At 56.9% G+C, this 23,146-nt stretch carries 19 protein-coding genes, 3 tRNA genes and 1 pseudogene; 15 read left to right on the top strand and 8 right to left on the bottom strand.

The window, feature by feature from the left end:
- Positions 1–105: 105 nt before the first annotated feature.
- Together S7A_RS02010 and S7A_RS02005 are read left to right on the top strand one after the other, a co-directional pair.
- Positions 106–1,557, top strand: a complete 1,452-nt coding sequence (locus S7A_RS02010; RefSeq protein WP_009087495.1) for an NAD-dependent succinate-semialdehyde dehydrogenase — start codon at positions 106–108, stop codon at positions 1,555–1,557.
- Between the two features lie 55 nt (positions 1,558–1,612).
- Positions 1,613–1,882, top strand: coding sequence for a hypothetical protein (locus S7A_RS02005; RefSeq protein WP_009087492.1), 270 nt, complete (start codon positions 1,613–1,615; stop codon positions 1,880–1,882).
- Between the two features lie 53 nt (positions 1,883–1,935).
- Here the strand turns inward: S7A_RS02005 and yhcN (S7A_RS02000) are convergent, their stop codons facing one another.
- From yhcN (S7A_RS02000) to argR, 4 genes are all read right to left on the bottom strand, one after another.
- The gene (gene yhcN, locus S7A_RS02000) at positions 1,936–2,199 is read right to left on the bottom strand and encodes a peroxide/acid stress response protein YhcN (protein WP_009087490.1); all 264 of its coding nucleotides are present in this window, start codon (positions 2,197–2,199) and stop codon (positions 1,936–1,938) included.
- A gap of 91 nt (positions 2,200–2,290) precedes the next feature.
- Positions 2,291–2,554 (bottom strand): YdgH/BhsA/McbA-like domain containing protein, encoded by a 264-nt coding sequence (locus S7A_RS01995; RefSeq protein WP_009087488.1) that lies wholly within the window; start codon positions 2,552–2,554, stop codon positions 2,291–2,293.
- Between the two features lie 74 nt (positions 2,555–2,628).
- Positions 2,629–2,892, bottom strand: a complete 264-nt coding sequence (gene yhcN / locus S7A_RS01990; RefSeq protein ID WP_009087487.1) for a peroxide/acid stress response protein YhcN — start codon at positions 2,890–2,892, stop codon at positions 2,629–2,631.
- A 508-nt stretch (positions 2,893–3,400) separates the two neighbouring features.
- Positions 3,401–3,871 carry a transcriptional regulator ArgR gene (gene argR / locus S7A_RS01985; protein WP_009087485.1) on the bottom strand — a complete coding sequence of 157 codons (471 nt, stop codon included), beginning with the start codon at positions 3,869–3,871 and terminating at the stop codon, positions 3,401–3,403.
- A 428-nt stretch (positions 3,872–4,299) separates the two neighbouring features.
- Between argR and mdh the strand changes: the two genes are divergently transcribed.
- Complete coding sequence (gene mdh, locus S7A_RS01980) at positions 4,300–5,238, top strand: malate dehydrogenase (RefSeq protein ID WP_009087483.1); 939 nt, start codon at positions 4,300–4,302, stop codon at positions 5,236–5,238.
- A gap of 271 nt (positions 5,239–5,509) precedes the next feature.
- Here the strand turns inward: mdh and mscM are convergent, their stop codons facing one another.
- The 3 genes from mscM to rsgA all read right to left on the bottom strand — a co-directional run bounded on the left by mscM (position 5,510) and on the right by rsgA (position 10,975).
- Positions 5,510–8,842 (bottom strand): miniconductance mechanosensitive channel MscM, encoded by a 3,333-nt coding sequence (mscM, locus tag S7A_RS01975; RefSeq protein ID WP_009087481.1) that lies wholly within the window; start codon positions 8,840–8,842, stop codon positions 5,510–5,512.
- A gap of 14 nt (positions 8,843–8,856) precedes the next feature.
- Positions 8,857–9,756, bottom strand: coding sequence for an archaetidylserine decarboxylase (gene asd, locus S7A_RS01970; RefSeq protein ID WP_009087480.1), 900 nt, complete (start codon positions 9,754–9,756; stop codon positions 8,857–8,859).
- 169 nt (positions 9,757–9,925) lie between these two features.
- A complete protein-coding gene (gene rsgA / locus S7A_RS01965) occupies positions 9,926–10,975 on the bottom strand; it encodes a small ribosomal subunit biogenesis GTPase RsgA (protein WP_009087478.1) in 1,050 nt (349 codons plus the stop codon).
- A 101-nt stretch (positions 10,976–11,076) separates the two neighbouring features.
- On the opposite strand from rsgA, the gene orn reads away from it, so the two are divergent.
- From orn to S7A_RS01945, 4 genes are all read left to right on the top strand, one after another.
- Positions 11,077–11,625 (top strand): oligoribonuclease, encoded by a 549-nt coding sequence (orn, locus tag S7A_RS01960; RefSeq protein ID WP_009087476.1) that lies wholly within the window; start codon positions 11,077–11,079, stop codon positions 11,623–11,625.
- A gap of 154 nt (positions 11,626–11,779) precedes the next feature.
- Positions 11,780–11,855: transfer RNA gene (locus tag S7A_RS01955), tRNA-Gly, on the top strand.
- A gap of 24 nt (positions 11,856–11,879) precedes the next feature.
- Positions 11,880–11,955, top strand: a tRNA-Gly gene (locus tag S7A_RS01950).
- A 25-nt stretch (positions 11,956–11,980) separates the two neighbouring features.
- Positions 11,981–12,056: transfer RNA gene (locus tag S7A_RS01945), tRNA-Gly, on the top strand.
- Between the two features lie 350 nt (positions 12,057–12,406).
- On the opposite strand, the gene queG is transcribed toward S7A_RS01945, so the two are convergent.
- Positions 12,407–13,546, bottom strand: coding sequence for a tRNA epoxyqueuosine(34) reductase QueG (gene queG, locus S7A_RS01940; RefSeq protein WP_009087474.1), 1,140 nt, complete (start codon positions 13,544–13,546; stop codon positions 12,407–12,409).
- Here queG and nnr point away from each other — a divergent pair.
- The 8 genes and pseudogenes from nnr (at position 13,545) to hflK (ending at position 23,144) form a co-directional block, all read left to right on the top strand.
- Positions 13,545–15,065, top strand: coding sequence for a bifunctional ADP-dependent NAD(P)H-hydrate dehydratase/NAD(P)H-hydrate epimerase (gene nnr, locus S7A_RS01935; protein ID WP_009087473.1), 1,521 nt, complete (start codon positions 13,545–13,547; stop codon positions 15,063–15,065). The genes queG and nnr overlap by 2 nt on opposite strands.
- Positions 15,062–15,538, top strand: a complete 477-nt coding sequence (gene tsaE / locus S7A_RS01930) for a tRNA (adenosine(37)-N6)-threonylcarbamoyltransferase complex ATPase subunit type 1 TsaE (RefSeq protein ID WP_009087471.1) — start codon at positions 15,062–15,064, stop codon at positions 15,536–15,538. Before nnr ends, tsaE begins: the two co-directional genes overlap by 4 nt.
- Entirely contained in the window at positions 15,535–17,196 is a 1,662-nt protein-coding gene (gene amiB, locus S7A_RS01925; protein ID WP_009087470.1) for an N-acetylmuramoyl-L-alanine amidase AmiB, read from the top strand. Before tsaE ends, amiB begins: the two co-directional genes overlap by 4 nt.
- A 48-nt stretch (positions 17,197–17,244) precedes the next feature.
- On the top strand, positions 17,245–19,101 hold the full coding sequence (mutL, locus tag S7A_RS01920) for a DNA mismatch repair endonuclease MutL (RefSeq protein WP_009087469.1): 1,857 nt from the start codon (positions 17,245–17,247) through the stop codon (positions 19,099–19,101).
- Positions 19,094–20,043, top strand: a pseudogene (gene miaA, locus S7A_RS01915) (tRNA (adenosine(37)-N6)-dimethylallyltransferase MiaA). Before mutL ends, miaA begins: the two are co-directional and overlap by 8 nt.
- Before the next feature lie 104 nt (positions 20,044–20,147).
- Entirely contained in the window at positions 20,148–20,459 is a 312-nt protein-coding gene (gene hfq, locus S7A_RS01910) for an RNA chaperone Hfq (protein WP_009087468.1), read from the top strand.
- 73 nt (positions 20,460–20,532) lie between these two features.
- Positions 20,533–21,813: a ribosome rescue GTPase HflX gene (hflX, locus tag S7A_RS01905; RefSeq protein WP_009087467.1), complete on the top strand. Its 1,281-nt coding sequence runs from the start codon at positions 20,533–20,535 to the stop codon at positions 21,811–21,813.
- 92 nt (positions 21,814–21,905) lie between these two features.
- Positions 21,906–23,144, top strand: a complete 1,239-nt coding sequence (hflK, locus tag S7A_RS01900) for an FtsH protease activity modulator HflK (RefSeq protein ID WP_009087466.1) — start codon at positions 21,906–21,908, stop codon at positions 23,142–23,144.
- The last annotated feature ends 2 nt before the right edge of the window (positions 23,145–23,146 follow it).

Raw genomic sequence — 23,146 nt, 5'->3', positions numbered from 1 at the left:
GCTGCGATCGGCAGCGGCCTGCGCAATCCCCGCCCGTCACAAAATCTGTCGCTTTTGCCAACTATACTCTTCAGACGGAAGCGTAAAACTGACAGGAGCGAATCAATGACATCACTGCAACAGAGCGAGCTGTTTCAGACCGGCTATCTGGCAGACGGCCAGTGGCACCCGGCGACATCCACCTTTGACGTAACCAATCCGGCAACCGGCGAGGTCATTGCACAGGTCGCAAAAGCGGGCAAGGCTGAAACGGAACAGGCGATTGCCGCAGCAGAACGCGCCTTTCCCGCCTGGCGTGCGCAGACGGCAAAAGCGCGTGCTGAGATTCTCACTCGCTGGTACCAGCTCATCATTGAGAACAAACGCTGGCTGGCCGAACTGATGACGACGGAACAGGGCAAGCCGCTGAAAGAGGCGGAGGGCGAAGTGGAGTATGCCGCCAGTTTTATCCAGTGGTTTGCCGAACAGGCGAAGCGAGCCAATGGCGAGATCATTCCGCCCGCCAAAGCGGGTTCCCGCATCCTGGCCACCCGCGAACCGATTGGCGTTGTGGCCGCCATTACACCGTGGAACTTCCCGATGGCGATGCTGACCCGCAAGCTGGGACCCGCACTGGCCGCGGGCTGTACCGGCATCATCAAACCCGCCAACAACACGCCACTCTCCGCCTTTGCCCTGCTGGCCCTGGCGAAACAGGCTGGCGTCCCGGATGGCGTGCTGAACGCCGTAGCGGGTGACACCCATGCCATCAGCGACGCCATTATGGCCAGCAAAGCGGTGCGGAAGATTTCGTTCACCGGTTCAACCCAGGTGGGCAAGCTGCTGATGCGCAATGCCGCCGAAACCATGAAGAAAGTGTCCATGGAGCTGGGCGGTAACGCGCCTTACATCGTCTTTGACGATGCCGACATCGATGCCGCCGTACAGGGTGCTATTGCGAACAAATTCCGCAATGCGGGTCAGGTGTGCGTCAGTGTAAACCGTTTCTACATCCACAACAGTGTCTACGATCGTTTTACCACGCAGCTGGCCGCAGAGGTGAACAAGCTTAAGGTGGGTAATGGTCTGGACGAGGGCGTGATTGTCGGGCCATTGATTGAAGCGTCGGCGGTGGAGAAAGTGGAGCAGCACGTCAATGACGCGCTGGCAAAAGGCGGCAAACTGCTGGCAGGCGGCGAGCGCCATGCGCTGGGCGGCAACTTCTGGCAGCCAACCGTAATTGCCGAAGCACACGAAGGGATGCAGCTCGCGCAGGAAGAGACCTTTGGCCCGGTTGCCGCCTGCTTCCGCTTCGATGATGAAGATGAGGTGATCCGCCGCGCCAATGATACGCCATTTGGCCTGGCCGCCTATTTCTACACGCAGAATCTGCAGCGGGTGTTCCGCGTTTCAGCGGCGCTGGAAAGCGGCATGATCGGCATTAACGAATGTGCCGTTTCAACCGAGCTGGCACCCTTTGGCGGCGTCAAAGAGTCGGGTCTGGGCCGTGAGGGGTCGGTACTCGGCATGGAAGAGTATCTGGAGGTCAAAGCGCTGCATCTGGGCGGTTTGGGCTAGCAGAAGGGCACGGGCGGCGAGGGTCGCCCGCAGACGGAGCATGGGAGCCGTCAGCATGAAAACCGAGCGTTTTGATTTTAATGAGATTGTCGACCAGGCCCATTTTTTCCGCCAGTTCAGCGAGCGATTTGCGCTGGATGAGCGTCGCATCTGCGATCTGGATGGGTTATGGGATGTGGTGACGGGGGATCTGCTCCCGATGCCGCTGGAGATTGAGTTCATCAATCTGGGCAGAGGACAGCGACGGCGTTATGGGGCCCTGATTTTACTCTTTGATGAAGCTGAAGAGGAGCTGGAAGGTCAGCTTCACTTTAACGTCAGATGAAAAAAGGCCCCGGCGAGCGGGGCCAAAGGGTTCGTCATGATAGTGACGAGGAATTACTTATAAAGCTGTGCGGTGATGTGGTAGTTATCACCGGTGCGCGCCTCGATCACTTTATAGGCGCTGGCACCCTGTTCATCGGCTTTCTGAGACAGTTCAGCGCGATAATCCATCGGTGCGCCCGCAGTACCACTGATGGTTACGGTGCCCGCAGGCTGCAGGTTCTGCGTCTGATCGCCGGTTACCAGCTGCGCGGCGGAAGCGCCGAAAGCCATAACGGAAAGCAGACTGACTGTAGCGATGGTTGTTTTGATGTTCATGTTCGTCTCCTCATTACATTCAACAACCTGCGGTTAATCATTGGTGCGGGTCGTCGATATTTTCAACGCCATAAGGCGTCATCACAGTGAATTATTTATACAGCTCAGCGGTCACATGCCAGGTGTTGTCCTGGTTGTTTTCGATGATGCGATAGTGGCTTGCGCCCTGCGCATCCGCTTTCTCCGACAGAACCTGACGGATATGCGTCTGGTCGCCGTTACGGCCCGCAATGCTGATGGTCTGGTTCATTGACTGCAAACCCTGCGCCTGTTCATTAGAAACCAGGCTGGCGGCACTGGCACCTGCTGAAAACAGGGCGATGCTCAGTGCAGCGATGGCAAGTTTGGTTTTCATTTTCTGCTCTCCTGAAATTCTGCTTACGCTCTCCGGCACGCGGCTTATCGCATCAGCCGGAGTGGGGCGACGCCTTAGTTATAGAGCGCGGCGGTCGCGTGATAATTGCCGTTGTTGTAAGCCTCAATGACGCGATAGGCTTTTGCGCCCTGCTGATCGGCTTTGTCGCTCAGTTTCTGTCGGATATCCATCGGTGAGCCCGCTACACCGCTGACACTGATGGTGCCGACAGCCTGCAGATCCTGTGCCTGAGAGGCGGTGATAGATTCTGCTGCCACAGCACCGAATGACAGGGCAGAGAGCACGCTAAGAGCAGCGATGGTAGTTTTTACGTTCATGAAATTTTCCTCGTCGTCTGTTTTTATCTTTTTAGTTAGTGTGATTTGCATCACGAAAAGAAGTATAGGACTAATAACGTCAGAAATTAATACCTCGCTAATAATGTTTTTTTGTGATTCTTTATCCTTATGGCTACTTTTAATAACCGGACGTTATAAAAACAGGGTGAAAAATGAGCTTTGAGCGTGTTTTAACAGCAGAAACAAGGGGATAAATGACTTTAACGTTTCGTGCGAAAGAAGGTGGTATATCGGGCTGGTGTTTGATCTGGATCCGGGCAATGCGGCCGGATTAGTGATGTAAAGCAGTGTAAAATAGCGCAAAATGTGAAGCAGACGACGCTATCTGACCACCAGCCTGCTGCCTGAAAACGGGGGCAAGCCTCGCAGAACGGCAGTCACGAGAGGAGCGCGTAACGGGAAGAGGAGAAGCGCAAACCGCAGAGAAAGCGCGGGCAGAGAGATGAACTGACGACCAGGCGCAGGATGGCCGGCCGCCAGTCAGCGATCAGAGTTCCTGTTCAAACAGGTTGAGGATCGCGCTATGCAGTTGCTTGACCGTGAAGTCACGCGCACGGGTAATAAAGATGGTGTCATCCCCGGCAATGGTGCCAAGAATTCCTTCCGACTTTCCTAATGAATCCAGCAGGCGTGCAATCAGCTGTGCTGCGCCCGGACTGGTGTGAATGACCACCAGCGCATCGTTGTAGTCGATATCCAGCACCAGGTTTTTTAACGGGCTGGTGGTCGTCGGCACACCCAGCTCGGCAGGCAGGCAATAGACCATTTCCATTTTGGCATTACGGGTGCGCACTGCGCCAAACTTGGTCAGCATCCGCGAGACTTTGGACTGGTTGATATTTTCAAAGCCCTCATCCTGAAGCGCCTGAACAATTTCGCCCTGGGAACTGAATTTTTCTTCTTTTAATAAGGCCTTGAAAGCCTTGATCAGATCGTCTTGTTTCGATGGGTTTCGCATAGGTTACCAATAAATAGAAAGAATAACCGCGCATCCGCCCGCGGCAGAGTGGTGATTATGCATTTAAATGCATTTTTATGCAATCGGTCGATTGATGAGCAGGGTTCGGGCGGCTAGCGGGCGGCGATAATAGCAAATAAATCCCTTCAGACCAAAACCCCTGTCACAGCCCCGAAAGGCGAAGGTTGCAAAGTTGTTATACTATTGGTGGTGTAGTAACAGAAAACGAACATAGCCGTTCTCTGTCTGACGACGGCACGGTTGTCGGTCATTCAGGCGACATGATAAGTAACTTTTGAATCCGGCGATTAAGTGTGAAAACACGTAGAATTAACAGCGGATTATCATTATCGCCTGAGCAGTTGATTAAGGTCTGACACAGATAGAATTTCGGCCCATCTCTGCCCCACCTTAATAAGGAGTCAAGAATGAAAGTTGCCGTTCTCGGTGCCGCTGGCGGCATAGGCCAGGCGCTCGCACTTCTGCTCAAAACCCAGCTTCCGGCAGGTTCAGCACTCTCACTGTATGACATCGCCCCGGTGACACCGGGTGTTGCCGTTGATCTCAGCCATATTCCCACTGCCGTCACTATTGAAGGGTTCAGCGGAGAAGACGCGACGCCAGCCCTGAAAGGTGCCGACGTGGTCCTGATTTCAGCAGGTGTCGCACGCAAACCCGGTATGGATCGTGCGGACCTGTTTAATGTTAACGCCGGTATCGTCCGTAACCTGATAGAACAGGTGGCGGCAACCGCGCCGAAAGCCCTGATCGGGGTGATCACTAACCCCGTCAACACCACCGTTGCTATCGCGGCGGAAGTGCTGAAAAAGCATGGCGTCTACGATAAGAACCGTCTGTTTGGCGTCACCACGCTGGATATCATTCGCGCCAATACTTTTGTCGCGGCACTGAAAGGCAAGCAGCCTGACCAGGTTGAAGTGCCGGTGATTGGCGGCCACTCTGGCGTGACCATTCTGCCGCTGCTCTCTCAGGTTAAAGGGGTGAGCTTCAGCGATCAGGAGGTAGCGGATCTGACCAAACGTATTCAGAACGCCGGCACTGAGGTCGTGGAAGCCAAAGCCGGTGGCGGTTCGGCCACGCTGTCGATGGGGCAGGCAGCTGCGCGTTTCGGGCTGTCACTGGTACGCGCGCTGAATGGCGAAGCGAACGTGGTGGAGTGTGCCTATGTGGAAGGCGAGGGCGAACATGCGCGCTTCTTCTCACAGCCGCTGCTGCTGGGTAAAAACGGGATTGCTGAACGCAAGCCGATCGGCACACTCAGTGCGTATGAGCAGCAGGCGCTGTCAGGCATGCTGGAAACCCTGAAGAAAGATATCGAACAGGGAGAGGCGTTCGTTAAGCAGTAGCAGACGTCACTGACTGAAAACGCCCGGCTTTGGCCGGGCGTTTTGCATTCATGACAATATCAAATCAGAAGCCTCTGACCGCCACTGAGACGTTCAGAGTACAGGGAATACGGGCAGAAGAGGAAAGCGTCCCGCGCCATGGACGGCGCGGGCCGAGCGGCCAGGGATTGGCTTTAGCGCCTTTCCGATCTGCCCGTGTTCCCTGTGCAGGCTCGATCTTGCCGCGACTCCCCCTGTACTTCACTTCCCCGACTCTGCCAGGCATGCTCTCTTACAGGCCACCCGATTTATAGGCACGGGCCGCCGGTGTCCCGTTACTGGCAGGCAGCTTCTTACCCAGGGTCTCCATTCGCATCTGGAACGGCGGGAACGGCATCTCAATACCGTGCTGCTCAAATCCACGCAGGATCAGCTGATGCAGCTCGTGACGCAGGGGCATACGATGTCCCATCTCAGCGGCATGCACCCGGAGTTCAAACAGCTGAATCCCCTGCTGCAAATCGACCAGGAAGGCTTCCGGCTGAGGTGTATCCAGCACATAACTGCAGCGTTCCGCCGCCTGCGTCAGGATGGTGGTGACCTGTTCGCTGCTCACTTTGGCCGGGGCCGGGATGGTAAGCACTACACGCGTAACGGAATCGGAGAGCGACCAGTTAATAAACTGTTCGGTGATAAAGGCCTTATTCGGCACGATAATCTCTTTGCGGTCCCAGTCGGTAATGGTGGTGGCACGGGTGTTAATCCGCGTAATGCTGCCGGTCAGGTCGCGAATCGTCACGGTGTCGCCAATACGAATCGGTTTTTCAAACAGAATGATCAGGCCTGAGATAAAGTTGGCAAAAATCTCCTGCAAACCAAACCCCAGTCCCACACCTAATGCGGCAACCAGCCACTGCAGCTTCGACCACTCGATGCCGATCATGGAGAAACCAATGAGTCCGCCAATCAGCAGCAGCAGATATTTGGTCAGTGTGGTGATGGCGTAGCCGGTGCCCGGCGTCAGATTAAGATGCTGTAACAGCGCCAGCTCGAGCAGGGCTGGCATGTTGCGCACCAGCTGAGTCGTGATGATAAACACCAGAATAGCAATCAGTACCGACCCCAGGGTAATCGGCTGAATCGACTCCACGCCCTGCACGGAGGTACTGACATCCCACAGCTGAATATTTTCCAGGAAGCCGAAGGCCGAGTGAATTTCCGACCACAGGACAATCACCGAGACCAGGGCGATCAATGTCAGAAGGGAGCGCACCAGCCGCAGCGACTGCGCACTGATCGCATCCAGGTCGATCACCGGCTCCTCGACTTCAATCGCGTCGGTGTTCTGGGTGCCTTGCTCTTTCTCTTCTTCACTGCGCGCCCGGTTCGCCAGCATATCGGCACGGCGCTGACGGGCGCGATCAAAGCCCAGACGCCGCCGCTGAATCAGCATCCAGCGGCGAATGATGTGATAGATGACCAGCAGCAGGAACCAGATAGCGACTGAGGTTTCCAGACGGGCCAGCAGCGCCTGCGCGGTCGCCAGATACCCTACGGCAGAGGCGAGGGCTGCCATCAGCGGCATGGCGATCATCATGTTCCAGAGCATCCGGTTCACTATGTTATCGCCGTTTCCCTCTTTATCGAGATAGAGCGGGATGCCGGAACGCTTCAGGCTGACGGTGACGATGCTGATGGCCCCGCAGATCAGGATGAAACAGAGGCGGCCCAGCGATGCTGAGAACTTCCGGTCTTCAAGATTACCAAAGGCGATAAGCAACATGATCAGCGGCACAATCAGCCCGATACTCAGCGAGTAGTAGCGCATGGCGCGCGCGACCCGGTTCTGCGGCCAGCGGAAATGGACGATGAACAATCCGTTGGGGCGGGCAAAGGCGGCGCTGATCATGAATGCCCACAGCAGCGGCAGCGTGGCGGTAATGCCATCACCAATCGCCACTGCGATAGGGTAGGGCCAGGCGTTCTGCAGGCCATACCCCAGCGTACCCCACAATACGGGCAGCGGCAGCGCCACCAGAATCGACCAGAACACGGTGCGGATGGTCAGACGGAAGCGATCCTGTGTCACTTTGCCGACTTTGCTGGCAGAACGATCCAGAAAAGCATTGAAGTGGCGTCGCGAGCTGATACTGAAGCCAACCAGCAGCAGCGCACCAATAATTGGCAGCACCGTGTTGCGACTGGTAAACATCATTGCTATCGCTTTCCCAAGCTGACCCAGCGTATCCAGCGACAGCAGCCGGGAAAGATCTCTCGCCAGGTCCAGCGGATAGCTCAGCCCAATCGGGCTGACGTCGGCGGTCCAGAAGAGATAGCGGTGCGTCGCATCTTTGACTTCACTGAGCGCATCCTGAAGCTGAGTATTGCTGACCTTCAGCTTGGTGATCTCCAGAATCAGCGTGTCACAGCCGGAGATCAGCGAATTGAGCAGTTCACGCTGGGTGCGGAGTTGCGCATCGAGGATACGCTTCTGCTCGGCGGTAAAGGGCTGACCATTGGCCTGATGCCCCTTGCGCAGGGTTTCCTGCTGCGCCATCAGATCTTCGTAGTAGAGACGCTGCACGCGAAGTTGCGCCATCTCGCTGTCAATCTGCTGGGACTTTGGCATCTCGGGCAGTCGCGCAACCTGCGCCCGCAGCGCTTCACCCAGCAGGTTAGAGGCACCCAGCCACTGCGACTGCTCACGCAGCGTCGAGAGAGCCTGACGAACCTGAATGATCTGGTTAGTGGCGAGACGCTGTTGCGATGCGACCAGATCCATCCGCTGCGCCTGCTGATTCAGGGCGACAGAGAGTTCACGGTTAACCCGGAACTGATCGCTGATGTCCTGCGGCAAATCACCGCTGTTTTCTGCCAGCTGCTCGGTGCGGGCCAGCGCAACTTCGGCTTCGCGTTGCCGCTGGTCATTGAGTTGATTGCGCAGCGCCTGCAGGTAGTTATCCAGCTGCGTTGCTTTACGCTGATGGGCTTCCGCCCGCATCCGCGCCAGTTCCTGACGGTTATTGGCAGAGAGTTGTGCCAGGTCAAGCTCATCGACGAGTGCTTTATTCGCCGCATTTTCCGCCTGGCGAGCCGCCAGCTGGAGCTGCCCCTGCGGCGAGCTGCTGTTGCTGGCACTCTGCAGACGACGCTCACTCTCCGTCATCGCCCGGCGGGCATCCGTCTGCTGCTGCGGCAGTTGCGACAGCGAATCACTGATTTCCCGCGCCCGATCCTGCTCCTGGCGCGCCTGCCGCCCCTCTTCCAGAAGCTGACTGCTGACCTGCAGGATCTCCTGATCCAGTTCGGCGCTGCTCATATTACTGCGCACTGTTTTTCCGCTGTCGCTGAGCGTGGCGATCTGCTGACGCAGCTCCCGCGCCAGACGCGGAAAATCATCAATGACCTGCTGATACTGCGCTGCGCGCTCCAGGGAGTCATCACGTTCAGAGAGGAAATTCAGGGCGGCTTCAATCGACTGGATCTGCTCTGCCTGCGCGGGCGAGCTTTTGGCCGATTTTATCTCTTCCAGCTGCTGTTTGAGCTGGCTGGCGTCAGGAAGGCTGGCCGCAAAGGCCGAGCTGCTGAGCCAGAGGCTCAGCAGCAGGAGGAGAATCGAACGCACGGAGGACACTCAATTTAGTCGACGATGACGTCGGAGAGGTCTGTCGCGACCGGCAGCGCCAGGGCCAGCGGTTGTCCCAGACGGGTTTTACTTTCCGCTTCCAGGCTTTCAGCCAGTTTAACGCGACCCGGTGCGAACAGGTTGATGACGGTAGAGCCGAGTTTGAAGCGACCCATCTCCTGACCTTTCAGCAGGACCACGGCGCCTTCATCATCCGCTGCCGGATAGTGCCAGCGCTTAATTACGCCTTCACGCGGTGGCGTAATCGTGCCTGCCCAGACGGTTTCGATACTGCCAACAATGGTGGCGCCCACCAGGATCTGCACCATCGGCCCGATATCGGTTTCAAAGTAGCAGATGACGCGTTCGTTACGGGCGAACAGATTCGGGATGTTACGCGCGGTCAGCGGATTGACCGAGTAGAGATCGCCAGGCACATAGATCATCTCACGCAGGATACCGTTGCACGGCATATGAACGCGGTGATAATCACGCGGGGCCAGATAGGTCGTGACGAATTCGCCCTCCACAAACCGGGCCGCCATCCGCTCATCACCCGCCAGCAGTGCTTCAAGCGAGTAGTGATGACCTTTGGCCTGGAAAATCTGGTCACCGTCGATGTGGCCGAGCTGGCTGATAGCGCCATCTGCGGGCAGGGCGATCAGGCTGGCGTCAGCATCCACCGGACGCGCATCCTCTTTCAGCGGACGCACGAAAAAGTCATTAAACGTCCGATAGCTGGCGGTGTCGGGCTTTCGTGCTTCCGCCATGTCGACTTTGTAAAACCAGACAAAGATGTCAATGACCAGTTTGGTCAACCAACCACCGCGGCGACTGGCGCCCCAACCGGCGAGTTCAGTCAGCCATTTCTTCGGGAGAATATGATTCAAGCCGAGTTTTAAACGATCAAACACCTTAGCCTCCTGGCTATTTTATGACGTTGAAAAAAGGAAGCGGATTGTAGCAGTGCCCCGTTCTGATGGCGACTATACCTGATTCCGCGCATGCTGCACGGTCTGGATCGACGAACGGAAGCCACCTCGCAAAATCTTCTGGTCAGACCGGATCACGCGGTTATACCGGTTAACTCTCACCGTCAGGAAAATTTTTACGCGTTTTTACCTGCGCCATGCTCTCCAGGATACGGTGGTAGTTGTCGAAACGGGAGCGATGAATTTTACCGGCTTCCACCGCTTCGCGAATCGCACAGCCCGGGTCGCTGCCATGTTTGCAGTCGCGGAATTTGCATGCACCCAGGAAGGCGCGAAATTCGACAAATCCACGGGTGATCTGTTCCGGCTCCAGATGCCATAAGCCGAACTCGCGCACGCCGGGGGAGTCGATAACATCTCCGCCGTGCGGGAAGTGATAGAGCCGTGAGGCGGTGGTGGTGTGCTGACCTAAGCCGGAGCCGTCTGACACCTCGTTGGTCAGAATCGCGAGCTGCTCTTCTTTGTCGAAGCCGAGCAGGGCGTTCAGCAGGCTCGACTTGCCGACGCCGGACTGACCGGCAAAGATACTGACGCGATCGGTTAAGGCGGCTTCGAGATCGTCCAGGCCATTTTTCGCCCGGCTGGAGACCATCACTACGCGATAGCCAATCGCACGGTAGATATCCATCTGCTCATCGACCACGGCGCGCGCGCGCTCATCCAGCAGATCGGTTTTGTTGAGGACCAGTAGCGGCTCGATCTCCAGGGTCTCGCTGGCCACCAGATAGCGATCGATGATGTTAAGCGACAGCTCAGGCAGGATCGCAGAGACAATAATGATCTGATCGATGTTGGCCGCCATCGGCTTCACACCGTCATAAAAATCGGGACGGGTCAGCACGCTGGTGCGTTCATGCACCGCTTCCACAATCCCTTTGCCGCCGCTGGTTGCCGGACGCCACAGCACCCGATCGCCGGTCACCAGCGAACGGATCGTGCGGCGGATATTGCAGCGGTGGGCAACGCCTGCGCTATCCTCAACGTCAGCGTGCATGCCGAAACGGCTGACAACAACCCCATCTGCGGCTTCCCCAAACAGGTTGTCGTCCGCTTCCGGGCGCTCTTTACGCTGATTGAGACGGCGATCGTGGTTAGCGCTTACGCGGCGTTGTTGGCCCTTCGACAGTTTATTTTTACTCACTCACCCTCACAGCATTAGCCAGATTTCGCCCGGCTGGGCAAAACGTCTATGATACACCTTATTCATCGTGAATGACGACTATAGCAACCGCAGGAAACAGCATGGCTACTGGAAATGAACAGAACCTGATCTGGATTGATCTTGAGATGACCGGGCTTGATCCGGCTCACGACCGTATTATTGAGATTGCGACCCTGGTGACTGATGCCAACCTGAATATTCTGGCAGAAGGGCCGGTTATCGCGGTTCATCAGTCTGACGCGCAGCTGGCGCTGATGGATGAGTGGAATGTCCGCACCCATACCAACAGCGGTCTGGTTGAGCGGGTGAAGGCGAGCACGATTGACGATCGCGCGGCGGAGCTGGCCACCCTGGAATTTCTGAAGCAGTGGGTGCCGGCGAACACCTCACCTATCTGCGGCAACAGCATCGGGCAGGATCGGCGCTTCCTGTTTAAGTACATGCCTGAGCTGGAGGCGTACTTCCACTATCGCTATCTGGATGTCAGCACCCTGAAAGAGCTGGCCCGCCGCTGGAAACCCTCTATCCTGCCAGGCTTCAAAAAAGGCGGCACACACCAGGCGCTGGATGATATCCGCGAGTCAGTGGCGGAGCTGGCTTACTACCGCGAACACTTTTTGCAGCTTTAATCCGCGAAGGGTGCGCATGAAATCGCCAGGTTGCCGATTTAATCGGCAAACGCGCTGAAAACGAAAAATTCTGCTTTCAGACGCTTGCAGCAGCAATGATTTCTCGTATAATGCGCACCCCGTACCGGTGAAGAATTTAGTGTCGGTACAAGGCGCGGGAATAGCTCAGTTGGTAGAGCACGACCTTGCCAAGGTCGGGGTCGCGAGTTCGAGTCTCGTTTCCCGCTCCAGTTTTAATCAGCAGTACCCTCTTTGCGGGAATAGCTCAGTTGGTAGAGCACGACCTTGCCAAGGTCGGGGTCGCGAGTTCGAGTCTCGTTTCCCGCTCCAGTTTTGTTTAGCAGTGCCCTTCTATGCGGGAATAGCTCAGTTGGTAGAGCACGACCTTGCCAAGGTCGGGGTCGCGAGTTCGAGTCTCGTTTCCCGCTCCAGATTTAACATCAACCTCATTGTGATCAGTTATCCGACGGTTTATCGTCGTCTGATTTTGATTGTCAGCCTAAGGTTATCCACAGCACGGCACCCCATCGTCTGCACCTTTTACGGCGATCTGTAAAATGTTTCTGAACAGAGTTATCCACAGCTTTATCGTTAAAACGAAGCGGTAGACTCATTATTAAATAAACACAACTTTTTCTTAAGTTGTTGATATTATTGATTATGAGTATATTTCAATTTGTTATTCCAGCGTGAAACGCCCGTTATTGCAGTTGAATGACAACAGGTTTTTATTTTTATTCACAGCGTGTGGAAAACGATAAACTGCCGGCTGGCTGGTTAATCACGCATCACGGGGTAAACCTTTTTCAATGGCACGCACCAGACGTTTCTGCTGAGCAGGCTGCACGTCCACGACGAGTTGCTGGCGTTTCTGCTGCTGACAGGCGACCGCCCACAGAATATGTTCATCCAGCAGTTCACTCTCTCCGAGCCGCTGTTCCAGTACTGGCACAATATCCGCTGACCAGGGCGCATTACCCAGCGCCACCGCAATATTACGCAGCCAGCGCAAATGACCAATCCGTCGAATTGCCGAGCCTTCGGTGATACGCAAAAATTTCGCCTCATCCCACTGAAACAGATCGATAAGCTCCGGTGCATGCAGGGCCGCGCGGGGAGAGAAGTCACTTTCATCGCTGAGTTGCCCGTAACGATTCCACGGACAGATCAACTGGCAGTCATCACAGCCATAAATCCGGTTGCCCATCAGCGGGCGAAACGCTTCCGGGATCGCCCCTTCCAGCTCGATAGTGAGATAGGAAATACAGCGGCGGGCATCCACGACGTAAGGCTCAACGATAGCGCTGGTCGGGCAGATGGTCATGCAGGCGACACAGCGGCCACACTGCTCCTGCTGCGGCGTATCAATCGGCAGGGGTATATCGATCAGCAGCTCGCCAAGGAAAAACCACGAGCCAGCTTCACGATTCAGAATCAGCGAATGTTTGCCGGTCCACCCCAGTCCTGCTTTAGCTGCCAGCGGCCGCTCAAGCAGCGGGGCCGAGTCTACAAAGGGCCGGAAGTTAAGCTCGCTGCAATGCTGCTGGATCATTTCTCCGAGCTTTTTCAGGCGATTGCGCAATACTTTGTGGTAATCGCGGCCTAATGCATAACGGCTGACATAGCCCAGTCGGGGATTTTTCAGCGTGCTGGCAAAGGCGGCTTTGGCCGGAAGGTAGTTCATGCGAACGCTGATGACGCGCAGCGTGCCGGGAAGCAGTTCATGCGGACGCGCCCGCATCATGCCATGTCGCGCCATCCACTCCATCTCGCCATGATACTGCTTCTCCAGCCACGCCTGCAGGCGCGGCTCTTCCGCACTGAGATCGGTATCGGTGATGCCGACCTGCTGAAAGCCGAGATCTAATCCCCACTGTTTAATCTGTTGTGCGAACTGATGAAGATCGAGAGGGTATGACATGAGTGACCAGGATTCGAAGAGAAACGACCGCAGTTTACCATATTCTGTCTGGCCTGCGCAGGCGGTGGCGCAGCTTGAGCAGCAGGGAGCCGATGCCCTTGGCATTACCCTCTATGAACTGATGCTGCGCGCCGGGCAGGCTGCCTATGAGCATCTGAACCGGCACTGGCCTGATGCCCGCCACTGGCTGATTTTGTGCGGCCACGGTAACAACGGCGGGGATGGCTATGTGCTGGCCCGACTGGGACAGGCCGCGGGTAAAACCATCACGCTGCTGGCGTGTGACAGTGAAAAAGCGTTACCGGAAGAGGCGCAGCGCGCCCGGGACGCCTGGCTGGATGCGGGCGGCGAAATCCATGCGGCTGGTGCAGCCTGGCCAGAGCAGGTGGATGTGATTGTCGATGCGCTGCTGGGCACCGGCACACAGCGCGCGCCTGCGGAACCCTATGCCACGCTGATTCAGCAGGCAAACGCCCACGCGGCACCGATCCTCGCCATCGACATGCCGTCCGGCTTATACGCGCGAAACGGCACGACGCCCGGTGAGGTGATTAACGCCACACATACCCTGAGCGTCGTGGCGCTGAAGCCGGGCCAGCTTACCGGCAAAGCCCGCGACGTCATCGGCGCGCTCTATTATGCCGACCTTGGCCTGGCGACGTTTCTCGCGGGAGAAACCGCGCCGATGGCGCGTTATGATGCCAGCGCACTGACCCGCTGGCTCAAGCCGCGCAAACCCACCTCGCATAAAGGCAACCATGGCCGTCTGCTGGTCATCGGGGGCGATGCCGGAACGGCCGGGGCAGTGCGCATGACGGCTGAGGCCGCGTTGCGCACCGGCAGTGGATTGGTGCGAGTACTCACTCACAAAGATAACATTATCCCGATCCTGACAGCCCGCCCCGAAGTGATGGTCGATGAACTGACCGATGAACGCCTGAAAGAGGCGCTGGAGTGGGCCGATGTCATCGCGGTCGGGCCTGGATTAGGACAGCGCGAGTGGGGTAAGCAGGCGCTGAAAGCAGTGGCAGGCAGTGAAAAGCCGATGCTTTGGGACGCAGATGCACTTAACCTGCTGGCAATCAGTGCGGAGAAACGTCAGAATCGCATCATTACGCCGCATCCTGGCGAAGCGGCACGTTTGCTGAATATCGAGACCAGTGAAATTGAGAGTGACCGCTTACATGCAGCGCAGAGACTGGCGCAGCAATATGGTGGCGTAGTGGTACTGAAAGGTGCCGGTACGATTATTGCCAGCGAGCAGGGCGAAATGGCCTTTGCTGATGTAGGCAATGCCGGTATGGCCTCCGGCGGTATGGGCGACCTGTTGAGTGGCATCATCGCCTCGCTGATGGGTCAGCAACTGCCGCTGTTCGGGGCGGCCTGCGCTGGCTGTGTGGCGCATGGTGCCGCAGCCGATGCGGTGGCGGCACAACGCGGCACGCGCGGTATGCTGGCAACAGATTTACTGGATCTACTGTGGCAGTTTGTTAATCCTGAGATGAATAAAGAAGCATGAAGACCTGTGTTATCTCTTTGCCCGATGAGGCGGCTACGCTCAGTTTGGGCGCTCAGCTGGCGCGCGCCTGTGGCAGCGCGGCAGTGATTTATCTCTATGGCGATCTGGGGGCGGGTAAAACCACCTTCAGCCGCGGCTTTCTTCAGGCGCTCGGCCATCAGGGCAACGTTAAAAGCCCCACTTACACGCTGGTGGAGCCTTATGCGCTGGGTGATCGCACCCTTTATCATTTTGACCTCTACCGCCTGGCCGATCCCGAAGAGCTGGAGTTTATGGGGATCCGCGACTATTTCAGCGGCGAGGCAATCTGTCTGGTCGAATGGCCGCAGCAGGGCGCTGGTTTTCTGCCGTCGCCCGATGTCACACTGACGCTGCGCTATGTGGGTGAGGCACGGGAAGCGGAGCTGACGGCACAATCCGCAGCCGGACAGCAATGGATTGAACACGTTGATCAGGGCAGGGATCAGGCATGATGTCACGGATGAAAATCGCGCTGGTGACACTGCTGCTGCTGGTCTGTACACCGCTGTTTGCCGCTACGTTATCCGATATTAAAGTGGCTAACGGCGACAGCCAGGCCACCATTACCCTGAACTTTGCCGGACAGCCTGTTTACGGCTTCTTCCCGCTGCGCAATCCCGATCGTGTGGTGCTTGATGTGCGCCAGAGCGGCGTGGTTCAGGGGCTGCCGCTGAACTTCAGCGGGGAAAATATCGTAAAGCGGATTCGGACCAGTACCCCGAAAGATAAACAGAGCGTGCGGCTGGTGTTTGAGCTGACGCAGGCGGGGAAAACCCGTGCGGTTACCCAGCGCAATGGCAACAGCTACAGCGTGGTCTTCACGATTACCGGTAAAGCGCCGGCGGTGACGCGCAGTGCACCCGCTCCGGTGACAGCCCCGTCGCGAGCGCCCGTCCAGAGTGCCGCTGCCAATCCATTTAACGCCAATCCGGTTACCTCAGTGAGCAGTTCTGCCAGCACGGTACGCCCTGGCGCGGCGGTCAGCCACAATGACACGGTGATTGTGGCGATTGACGCCGGGCATGGCGGTCAGGACCCGGGCGCCATCGGACAGCGCGGGCTGCAGGAGAAGAACGTCACTATCGCGATTGCGCGTAAACTGCGGGTGCTGCTGAACAACGATCCGATGTTTAAAGGCGTTCTGACCCGCGATGGTGACTATTTTATCTCGGTGATGGGCCGTTCTGACGTAGCGCGTAAAGCTAATGCGAACGTGCTGGTGTCAATCCATGCGGATGCGGCGCCGAGCCACGCAGCCACCGGTGCATCGGTCTGGGTCTTATCCAACCGCCGTGCCAATAACGAGATGGCTAACTGGCTGGAGCAGAAAGAGAAACAGTCTGAGCTGCTGGGCGGCGCAGGCGACCTGCTGGCTAACAGCCAGGCGGATCCCTACCTCAGCCAGGCGGTGCTGGACCTGCAGTTTGGTCACTCGCAGCGCGTCGGATATGACATCGCGCAGAAAGTGTTGCAGCAGCTGCGCGGCGTCACCTCGCTGCATAAACGGCTGCCTGAACATGCCAGCCTGGGCGTGCTGCGTTCACCTGACATTCCTTCTCTGCTGGTGGAAACCGGCTTCATCAGTAATTCCTCGGAGGAGCGACTGCTTGGCAGTAGCGCACACCAGGATAAGATTGCGCAGTCGATCTACAAAGGTCTGCGCACTTATTTCCTGGCGCACCCGCTGCAATCCATCCCAAAGGAGGAAAACCGGCCGCTGGGCTCGTCGCCGGCGGTTAGCGTCGCCAGCAACCCGGCGACCGGGGTGACGCAATATACCGGGGCAACGCAGCGTCATACGGTGACGCGCGGTGAGACGCTTTCCGGTATTGCCGCGAAGTATGGCGTCAGCATGGCGACGCTGCGTGAGCTGAATACGCTGAAGCGGGATGTGGTCTGGGTCGGACAGCGGCTGAAGGTGCCCGCCAGTGCCACGGCCAGCCGCACGACCCGCGCCCGGGGTGTTGTGCGGCACAAAGTGGTCGTCGGGGATTCCCTGACCGGTATCGCCGCACACTATGGCGTCAGCCCGAAAGCGATAATGCAGACCAATAATCTGAAGTCGACCAACGTAATGTTGGGGCAGAACCTGAAAATCCCTGCATCCTGATTGTTCGCCCGGCCACGCGCCGGGCTGTCAGCCAAAAGGATATCCACCATGCCGATACAAATTTTACCGCCTCAGCTGGCAAACCAGATTGCGGCGGGGGAAGTGGTTGAGCGTCCTGCATCGGTTGTAAAAGAGCTGGTGGAAAACAGCCTTGATGCTGGCGCAACGCGCATTGACGTTGATATTGAAAAAGGGGGCGCAAAGCTTATCCGCATCCGTGACAACGGCTGCGGCATCGTGAAAAGCGAACTCTCGATGGCGCTCGCCCGGCACGCCACCAGTAAAATTGCCTCGCTGGATGACCTGGAGGCGATCATGAGTCTGGGGTTCCGGGGGGAAGCGCTGGCCAGTATCAGTTCGGTCTCCCGCCTGACCTTAACCTCGCGTACCGCCGATCAAACCGAAGCCTGGCAGGCTTATGCCGAAGGGCGTGAGATGGCGGTGACGGTCAAACCGGCTGCGCACCCCTGCGGCACCACGCTGGAAGTGCTGGACCTGTTTTATAACACCCCCGCGCGGCGCAGATTCATGCGCACCGAGAAAACCGAATTTGGTCACATCGACGAGGTGATTCGTCGTATTGCGCTGGCGCGGTTTGATGTCGCCTTTTCACTCAGCCACAACGGCAAAATGATGCGCCAGTATCGGGCCGTCAGCGAGGAGAGTCAGCGAGAACGGCGGCTGGCCGCCATCTGCGGCACCACCTTTATGCAGCATGCGCTGCGCATCGACTGGCAACATGACGATCTTTCGCTGCGAGGCTGGGTCGCCGATCCGGCCGGGTCGCGTCAGGTCAGCGAGCTGCAATATTGCTACGTCAATGGGCGCATGATGCGTGACAGGCTGATCAACCACGCTATCCGCCAGGCTTTTCAGGACCAGCTGCAGGATGAGCAGCAACCCGCTTACGTGCTCTATCTGGAGATCGATCCGCATCAGGTGGATGTCAACGTCCATCCGGCCAAACATGAAGTGCGGTTTCATCAGTCACGTCTGGTGCATGACTTTATTTATCAGGGCGTGGTCAGCGCGCTTCAGGCGGTTGCCGCACCAGCGCTGCCCGCGCTGAAAGCAGAAGAACCGGCCCCACGCTGGCAGCCGGAGAATCGTCAGGCCGCCGGGGGCAACCATTTTGCCCAGCCTGCGACCTCCGCCAGTGAGAACCGGCCGGCCGCGCCCGCCCGTGAGCCAGCCCCCGCATGGCAAAACAAAGAGAACGTCTATCGTCAGCGTGAAGGCGCGGTTTATCAGCAGCTGCTGAAAACGCCTGCCGCCAGTGCGGCGGCGCCTGAAGCCCGCGAACCGGCTGCGCGGCGTCAGCCGGAGAAAGCCACGCCGCTGGCGGCCCATGCGCAGAGTTTTGGCCGGGTGCTGACCGTCCTGCAGAACCACTATGCGCTGCTGGAACAGGACCAGAAACTGTTCCTGATGGCGCTGCCGGTCGCGGCGCGCTGGCTGAAGCAGGCGCAGCTCGAACCGGGTGACGAGGGGCTTAAACCGCAGCCCCTTCTAATTCCGGTGCGCCTGAAAATGGCGCGGGAGGAGTGTCAGGCCGCTAAAGAAAACAGCAGTCTGCTCAGTCAGATGGGTATCGATCTGCAGCCTGACGGTGACCACGTGACCCTGCGTGCGGTGCCTTTACCGTTACGAACACAAAATTTACAAATCTTGATTCCTGAACTGTTAGGCTATCTCGCCCGGCAGCAGGAGAACTCTGCGACGCAGCTGGCCCAGTGGCTGGCACGGCGTCAGGATGCAGCGTCCTCCGACTGGAATCACTCACAGGCGATCAACCTGCTGGCAGAGCTCGAACGGCTTTGTCCACAGCTACTGAAATCGCCACCTTCAGGCTTGTTACAGCCCTTAGAGATTGAGAGCGCGATTAACGCGTTGAAGCATGAGTGAACTGAACCAGGCTGGCCGGCCAAAGGCGATTTTTTTGATGGGACCCACTGCATCGGGTAAAACCGCATTAGCCATTGAACTGCGCAGGCAGTTACCGGTGGAACTAATCAGCGTCGATTCTGCCTTAATCTATCGTCAGATGGATATTGGTACGGCAAAACCGTCGGCTGAGGAGTTAGCAGTGGCCCCCCATCGTCTGCTCGACATCCGCGACCCCGCAGAAGCCTATTCGGCTGCGGAGTTCCGGCGCGATGCTTTAGCAGAAATGGCGGATATCGTTCAGGCTGGACGAATTCCGTTGCTTGTTGGTGGAACCATGCTCTACTTCAAGGCGTTACTTGAAGGATTGTCGCCGTTGCCCTCGGCCGATCCCGACGTTCGTCAGCAGATAGAGCAAACGGCGCGTGAAAAAGGCTGGGAAGCTTTGCACCGCCAGCTGTGTGAGATCGACCCGGTTGCTGGTAGTCGTATTCATCCGAATGATCCGCAGAGACTTTCGCGAGCACTGGAAGTTTTTTTATTTCGGGTAAAACTTTAACGGAACTGACAAAAACCTCCGGTGAAGCGTTACCCTACGACGTGCATCAGTTTGCCATCGCCCCCGCGAGCCGTGAACTGTTGCACCAGCGCATCGCGTTACGTTTTGAGCAGATGTTGGCGTCAGGATTTGAAGCGGAGGCTCGGGCCCTGTTTGCACGAGGTGATTTGCATACGGACATGCCTTCCATTCGTTGTGTTGGCTATCGTCAGATGTGGTCTTATTTATCAGGCGAAATCGATTACAGCGAGATGGTTTATCGGGGAATTTGCGCAACCCGGCAGCTCGCTAAGAGACAGATGACCTGGTTACGTGGCTGGGAAAACGTTCACTGGCTTGACAGTGACGAGCCCCGGCTGGCGCGTGATACGGTGTTACAGGTTCTTAGTGCGAAGCATGGGTGATTGTGTACAATTGATGAGTTATCGTGCGCAAATTTTTACGCAGTTTTTTTCAGAACCATAGGTTCTACGAGCAACAAACAACAAGCATATAAGGAAAAGATAGAATGGCTAAGGGGCAATCATTACAAGACCCGTTTTTGAACGCACTGCGTCGTGAACGTGTTCCGGTTTCGATTTATCTGGTTAACGGTATTAAGCTGCAGGGTCAGATTGAGTCATTTGATCAGTTCGTCATTTTGTTGAAAAACACGGTAAGTCAGATGGTTTATAAACATGCCATTTCTACCGTTGTTCCTTCACGCCCGGTTTCTCACCATAGCAATAATACCGGTGGCGGCAGCAACAATTACCATCATGGTGGCAGCAACACATCTGCGCAGCCACAGCCACAACAAGACGGTGATAACGCAGAGTAACGCGTCGCCGTACAGCCAGGATCGGAGAACAGTGGTTTTCCGTCCTGGTCTTTTATTTTAGCGAGGTTATAGCTTGTTTGACCGTTATGATGCCGGTGAGCAGGCCGTACTGGTACACATCTGGTTCTCCCAAGACAAAGAAGTAGAAGATCTGCAGGAGTTCGAAACCCTGGTCTCTTCTGCTGGCGTTGAGGCGCTGCAAGTGGTAACTGGCAGCCGTAAAGCGCCACACCCCAAGTATTTTGTCGGTGAAGGAAAAGCCGTTGAAATTGCCGATGCGGTAAAAACAACAGGAGCATCGGTCGTCTTATTCGATCATGCCCTTACGCCCGCTCAGGAAAGAAACCTCGAGCGCCTGTGCGAATGCCGGGTCATTGATCGCACCGGTTTAATTCTGGATATCTTTGCCCAACGGGCACGCACCCACGAAGGTAAATTGCAGGTCGAGCTGGCACAGCTTCGCCATCTCGCCACACGTCTGGTGCGCGGCTGGACCCACCTTGAACGCCAGAAGGGCGGGATTGGTTTGCGGGGTCCGGGTGAAACCCAGTTAGAAACAGACCGCCGTCTGTTACGCGGACGCATCAGCCAGATTCTGTCTCGCCTTGAGCGGGTTGAAAAGCAGCGCGAACAGGGGCGTCAGTCACGTGCCAAAGCGGATGTGCCGACCGTTTCGCTGGTGGGGTATACCAACGCCGGCAAATCGACCCTCTTTAATGCCATGACCTCGGCCAACGTCTTTGCCGCAGACCAGCTGTTTGCGACGCTCGACCCTACGCTGCGCCGTCTGAATGTGGCTGATGTCGGGGAAGTCGTGCTGGCGGACACGGTCGGGTTTATTCGCCATCTTCCTCACGACCTGGTTGCCGCGTTTAAAGCCACGCTGCAGGAGACACGCCAGGCGACGCTGCTGCTGCACGTGGTTGATGGCGCCGATGTTCGCGTCACCGATAATATGGCCGCCGTCGATGCCGTCCTCGAAGAGATTGAGGCGGATGAGATCCCGACGTTACTGGTGATGAATAAAATCGATATGCTCGACGGATTTGAGCCGCGTATCGATCGCAACGAAGAGAATCTGCCGATTCGTGTCTGGCTCTCTGCCCAGACCGGTGCAGGCCTTCCGTTGCTCTGGCAGGCGCTCTCTGAGCGGCTGTCCGGGGAGATTGCTCAGCATGCATTACGTCTGCCACCGGAAGCGGGGCGACTTCGCAGTCGCTTCTATCAGTTGCAGGCGATTGAGAAAGAGTGGAATGAAGAAGACGGCAGTGTAGGATTGCAGATACGTATGCCCATTATTGAATGGATGCGTTTATGTAAGCAGGAACCGTCGCTGACCAGTTACATTGTTTGATATTGCCAAAACGCATTTACCTTAACATTCGACGATTGTCGCATCCGAAAAATGAAGGGTAAAAACCGTAATTACAATAAATGGAGTAGAACATGGCGTGGAATCAGCCCGGAAATAACGGACAGGACCGCGACCCGTGGGGAAGCAGCAATAATCAAGGCGGCAACTCTGGGGGGAATAAGGGAGGACGGGAATCCGGGCCTCCTGATCTGGATGATATCTTCCGTAAACTGAGCAAGAAGCTTGGCGGACTGGGCGGTGGCAAACAGAGCGATAACGGTCAGCGCGGCTCCGGCAGCGGTGGCAAACTGGCTGGCATCGTCGCGGTAGCGGCGGTCGTCATCTGGGCTGCAAGCGGTTTCTACACCATCAAAGAAGCGGAACGAGGCGTGGTCACGCGTTTCGGTAAGTTCAGTCACCTGGTCGAACCGGGTCTGAACTGGAAGCCGACCTTTATCGATCAGGTTCGTGCGGTCAACGTCGAGTCGGTGCGTGAACTGGCGGCGTCTGGCGTCATGCTGACCTCCGACGAAAACGTAGTGCGCGTAGAGATGAACGTGCAGTACCGCGTGACCGATCCGGAACGCTATCTTTATGCGGTCACCAGCGCCGACGACAGCCTGCGTCAGGCGACCGACAGCGCGCTGCGTGGCGTAATTGGCCGTTCTACCATGGATCGCATTCTCACCGAAGGCCGTACCGTGGTGCGTAGCGATACCCAGCGTGAAATTGACGAGACGATTCGCCCGTACAACATGGGCATCGCGGTACTGGACGTCAACTTCCAGGCGGCCCGTCCGCCAGAAGAGGTGAAATCTGCGTTTGATGACGCTATTGCCGCACGTGAAAACCGCGAGCAGTACGTCCGTGAAGCGGAAGCCTACGCTAACGAAGTTCAGCCTCGTGCGAATGGCCAGGCGCAGCGTATTCTGGAAGAGGCGCGCGCTTACAAAGAGCGAACCGTTCTGGAAGCGCAGGGTGAAGTGGCGCGTTTCGCTAAGATTCTGCCGGAGTATAAAGCGGCGCCAGAGATCACCAAGGAGCGTCTCTATATTGAGACCATGGAACGCGTACTGAGCCATACCCGCAAAGTCCTGGTTAACGATCGCGGTAATAATCTGATGATGCTGCCGCTGGACCAGCTGATGCGTGGCGGTCAGGCGGCATCCGGCCAGCACGGTCAGAAGGGCGGAACCAGCTCGTCACTGCCTGCGCTCTCCGATCGCAATGCCAGCCGCAATGACACGTCGTCATACAGTCCGGACAACATCATGGATCAGCGCCGGGCGAATGCTCAGCGCAGCGACAGCCAGCGCGAAGGGAGAGAGTAATC

Origin of the sequence: Pantoea sp. Sc1, assembly GCF_000255315.1 — a bacterium.
GTDB lineage: Bacteria > Pseudomonadota > Gammaproteobacteria > Enterobacterales > Enterobacteriaceae > Pantoea > Pantoea anthophila.
This window is presented reverse-complemented; position numbering and strand designations above follow the sequence as displayed.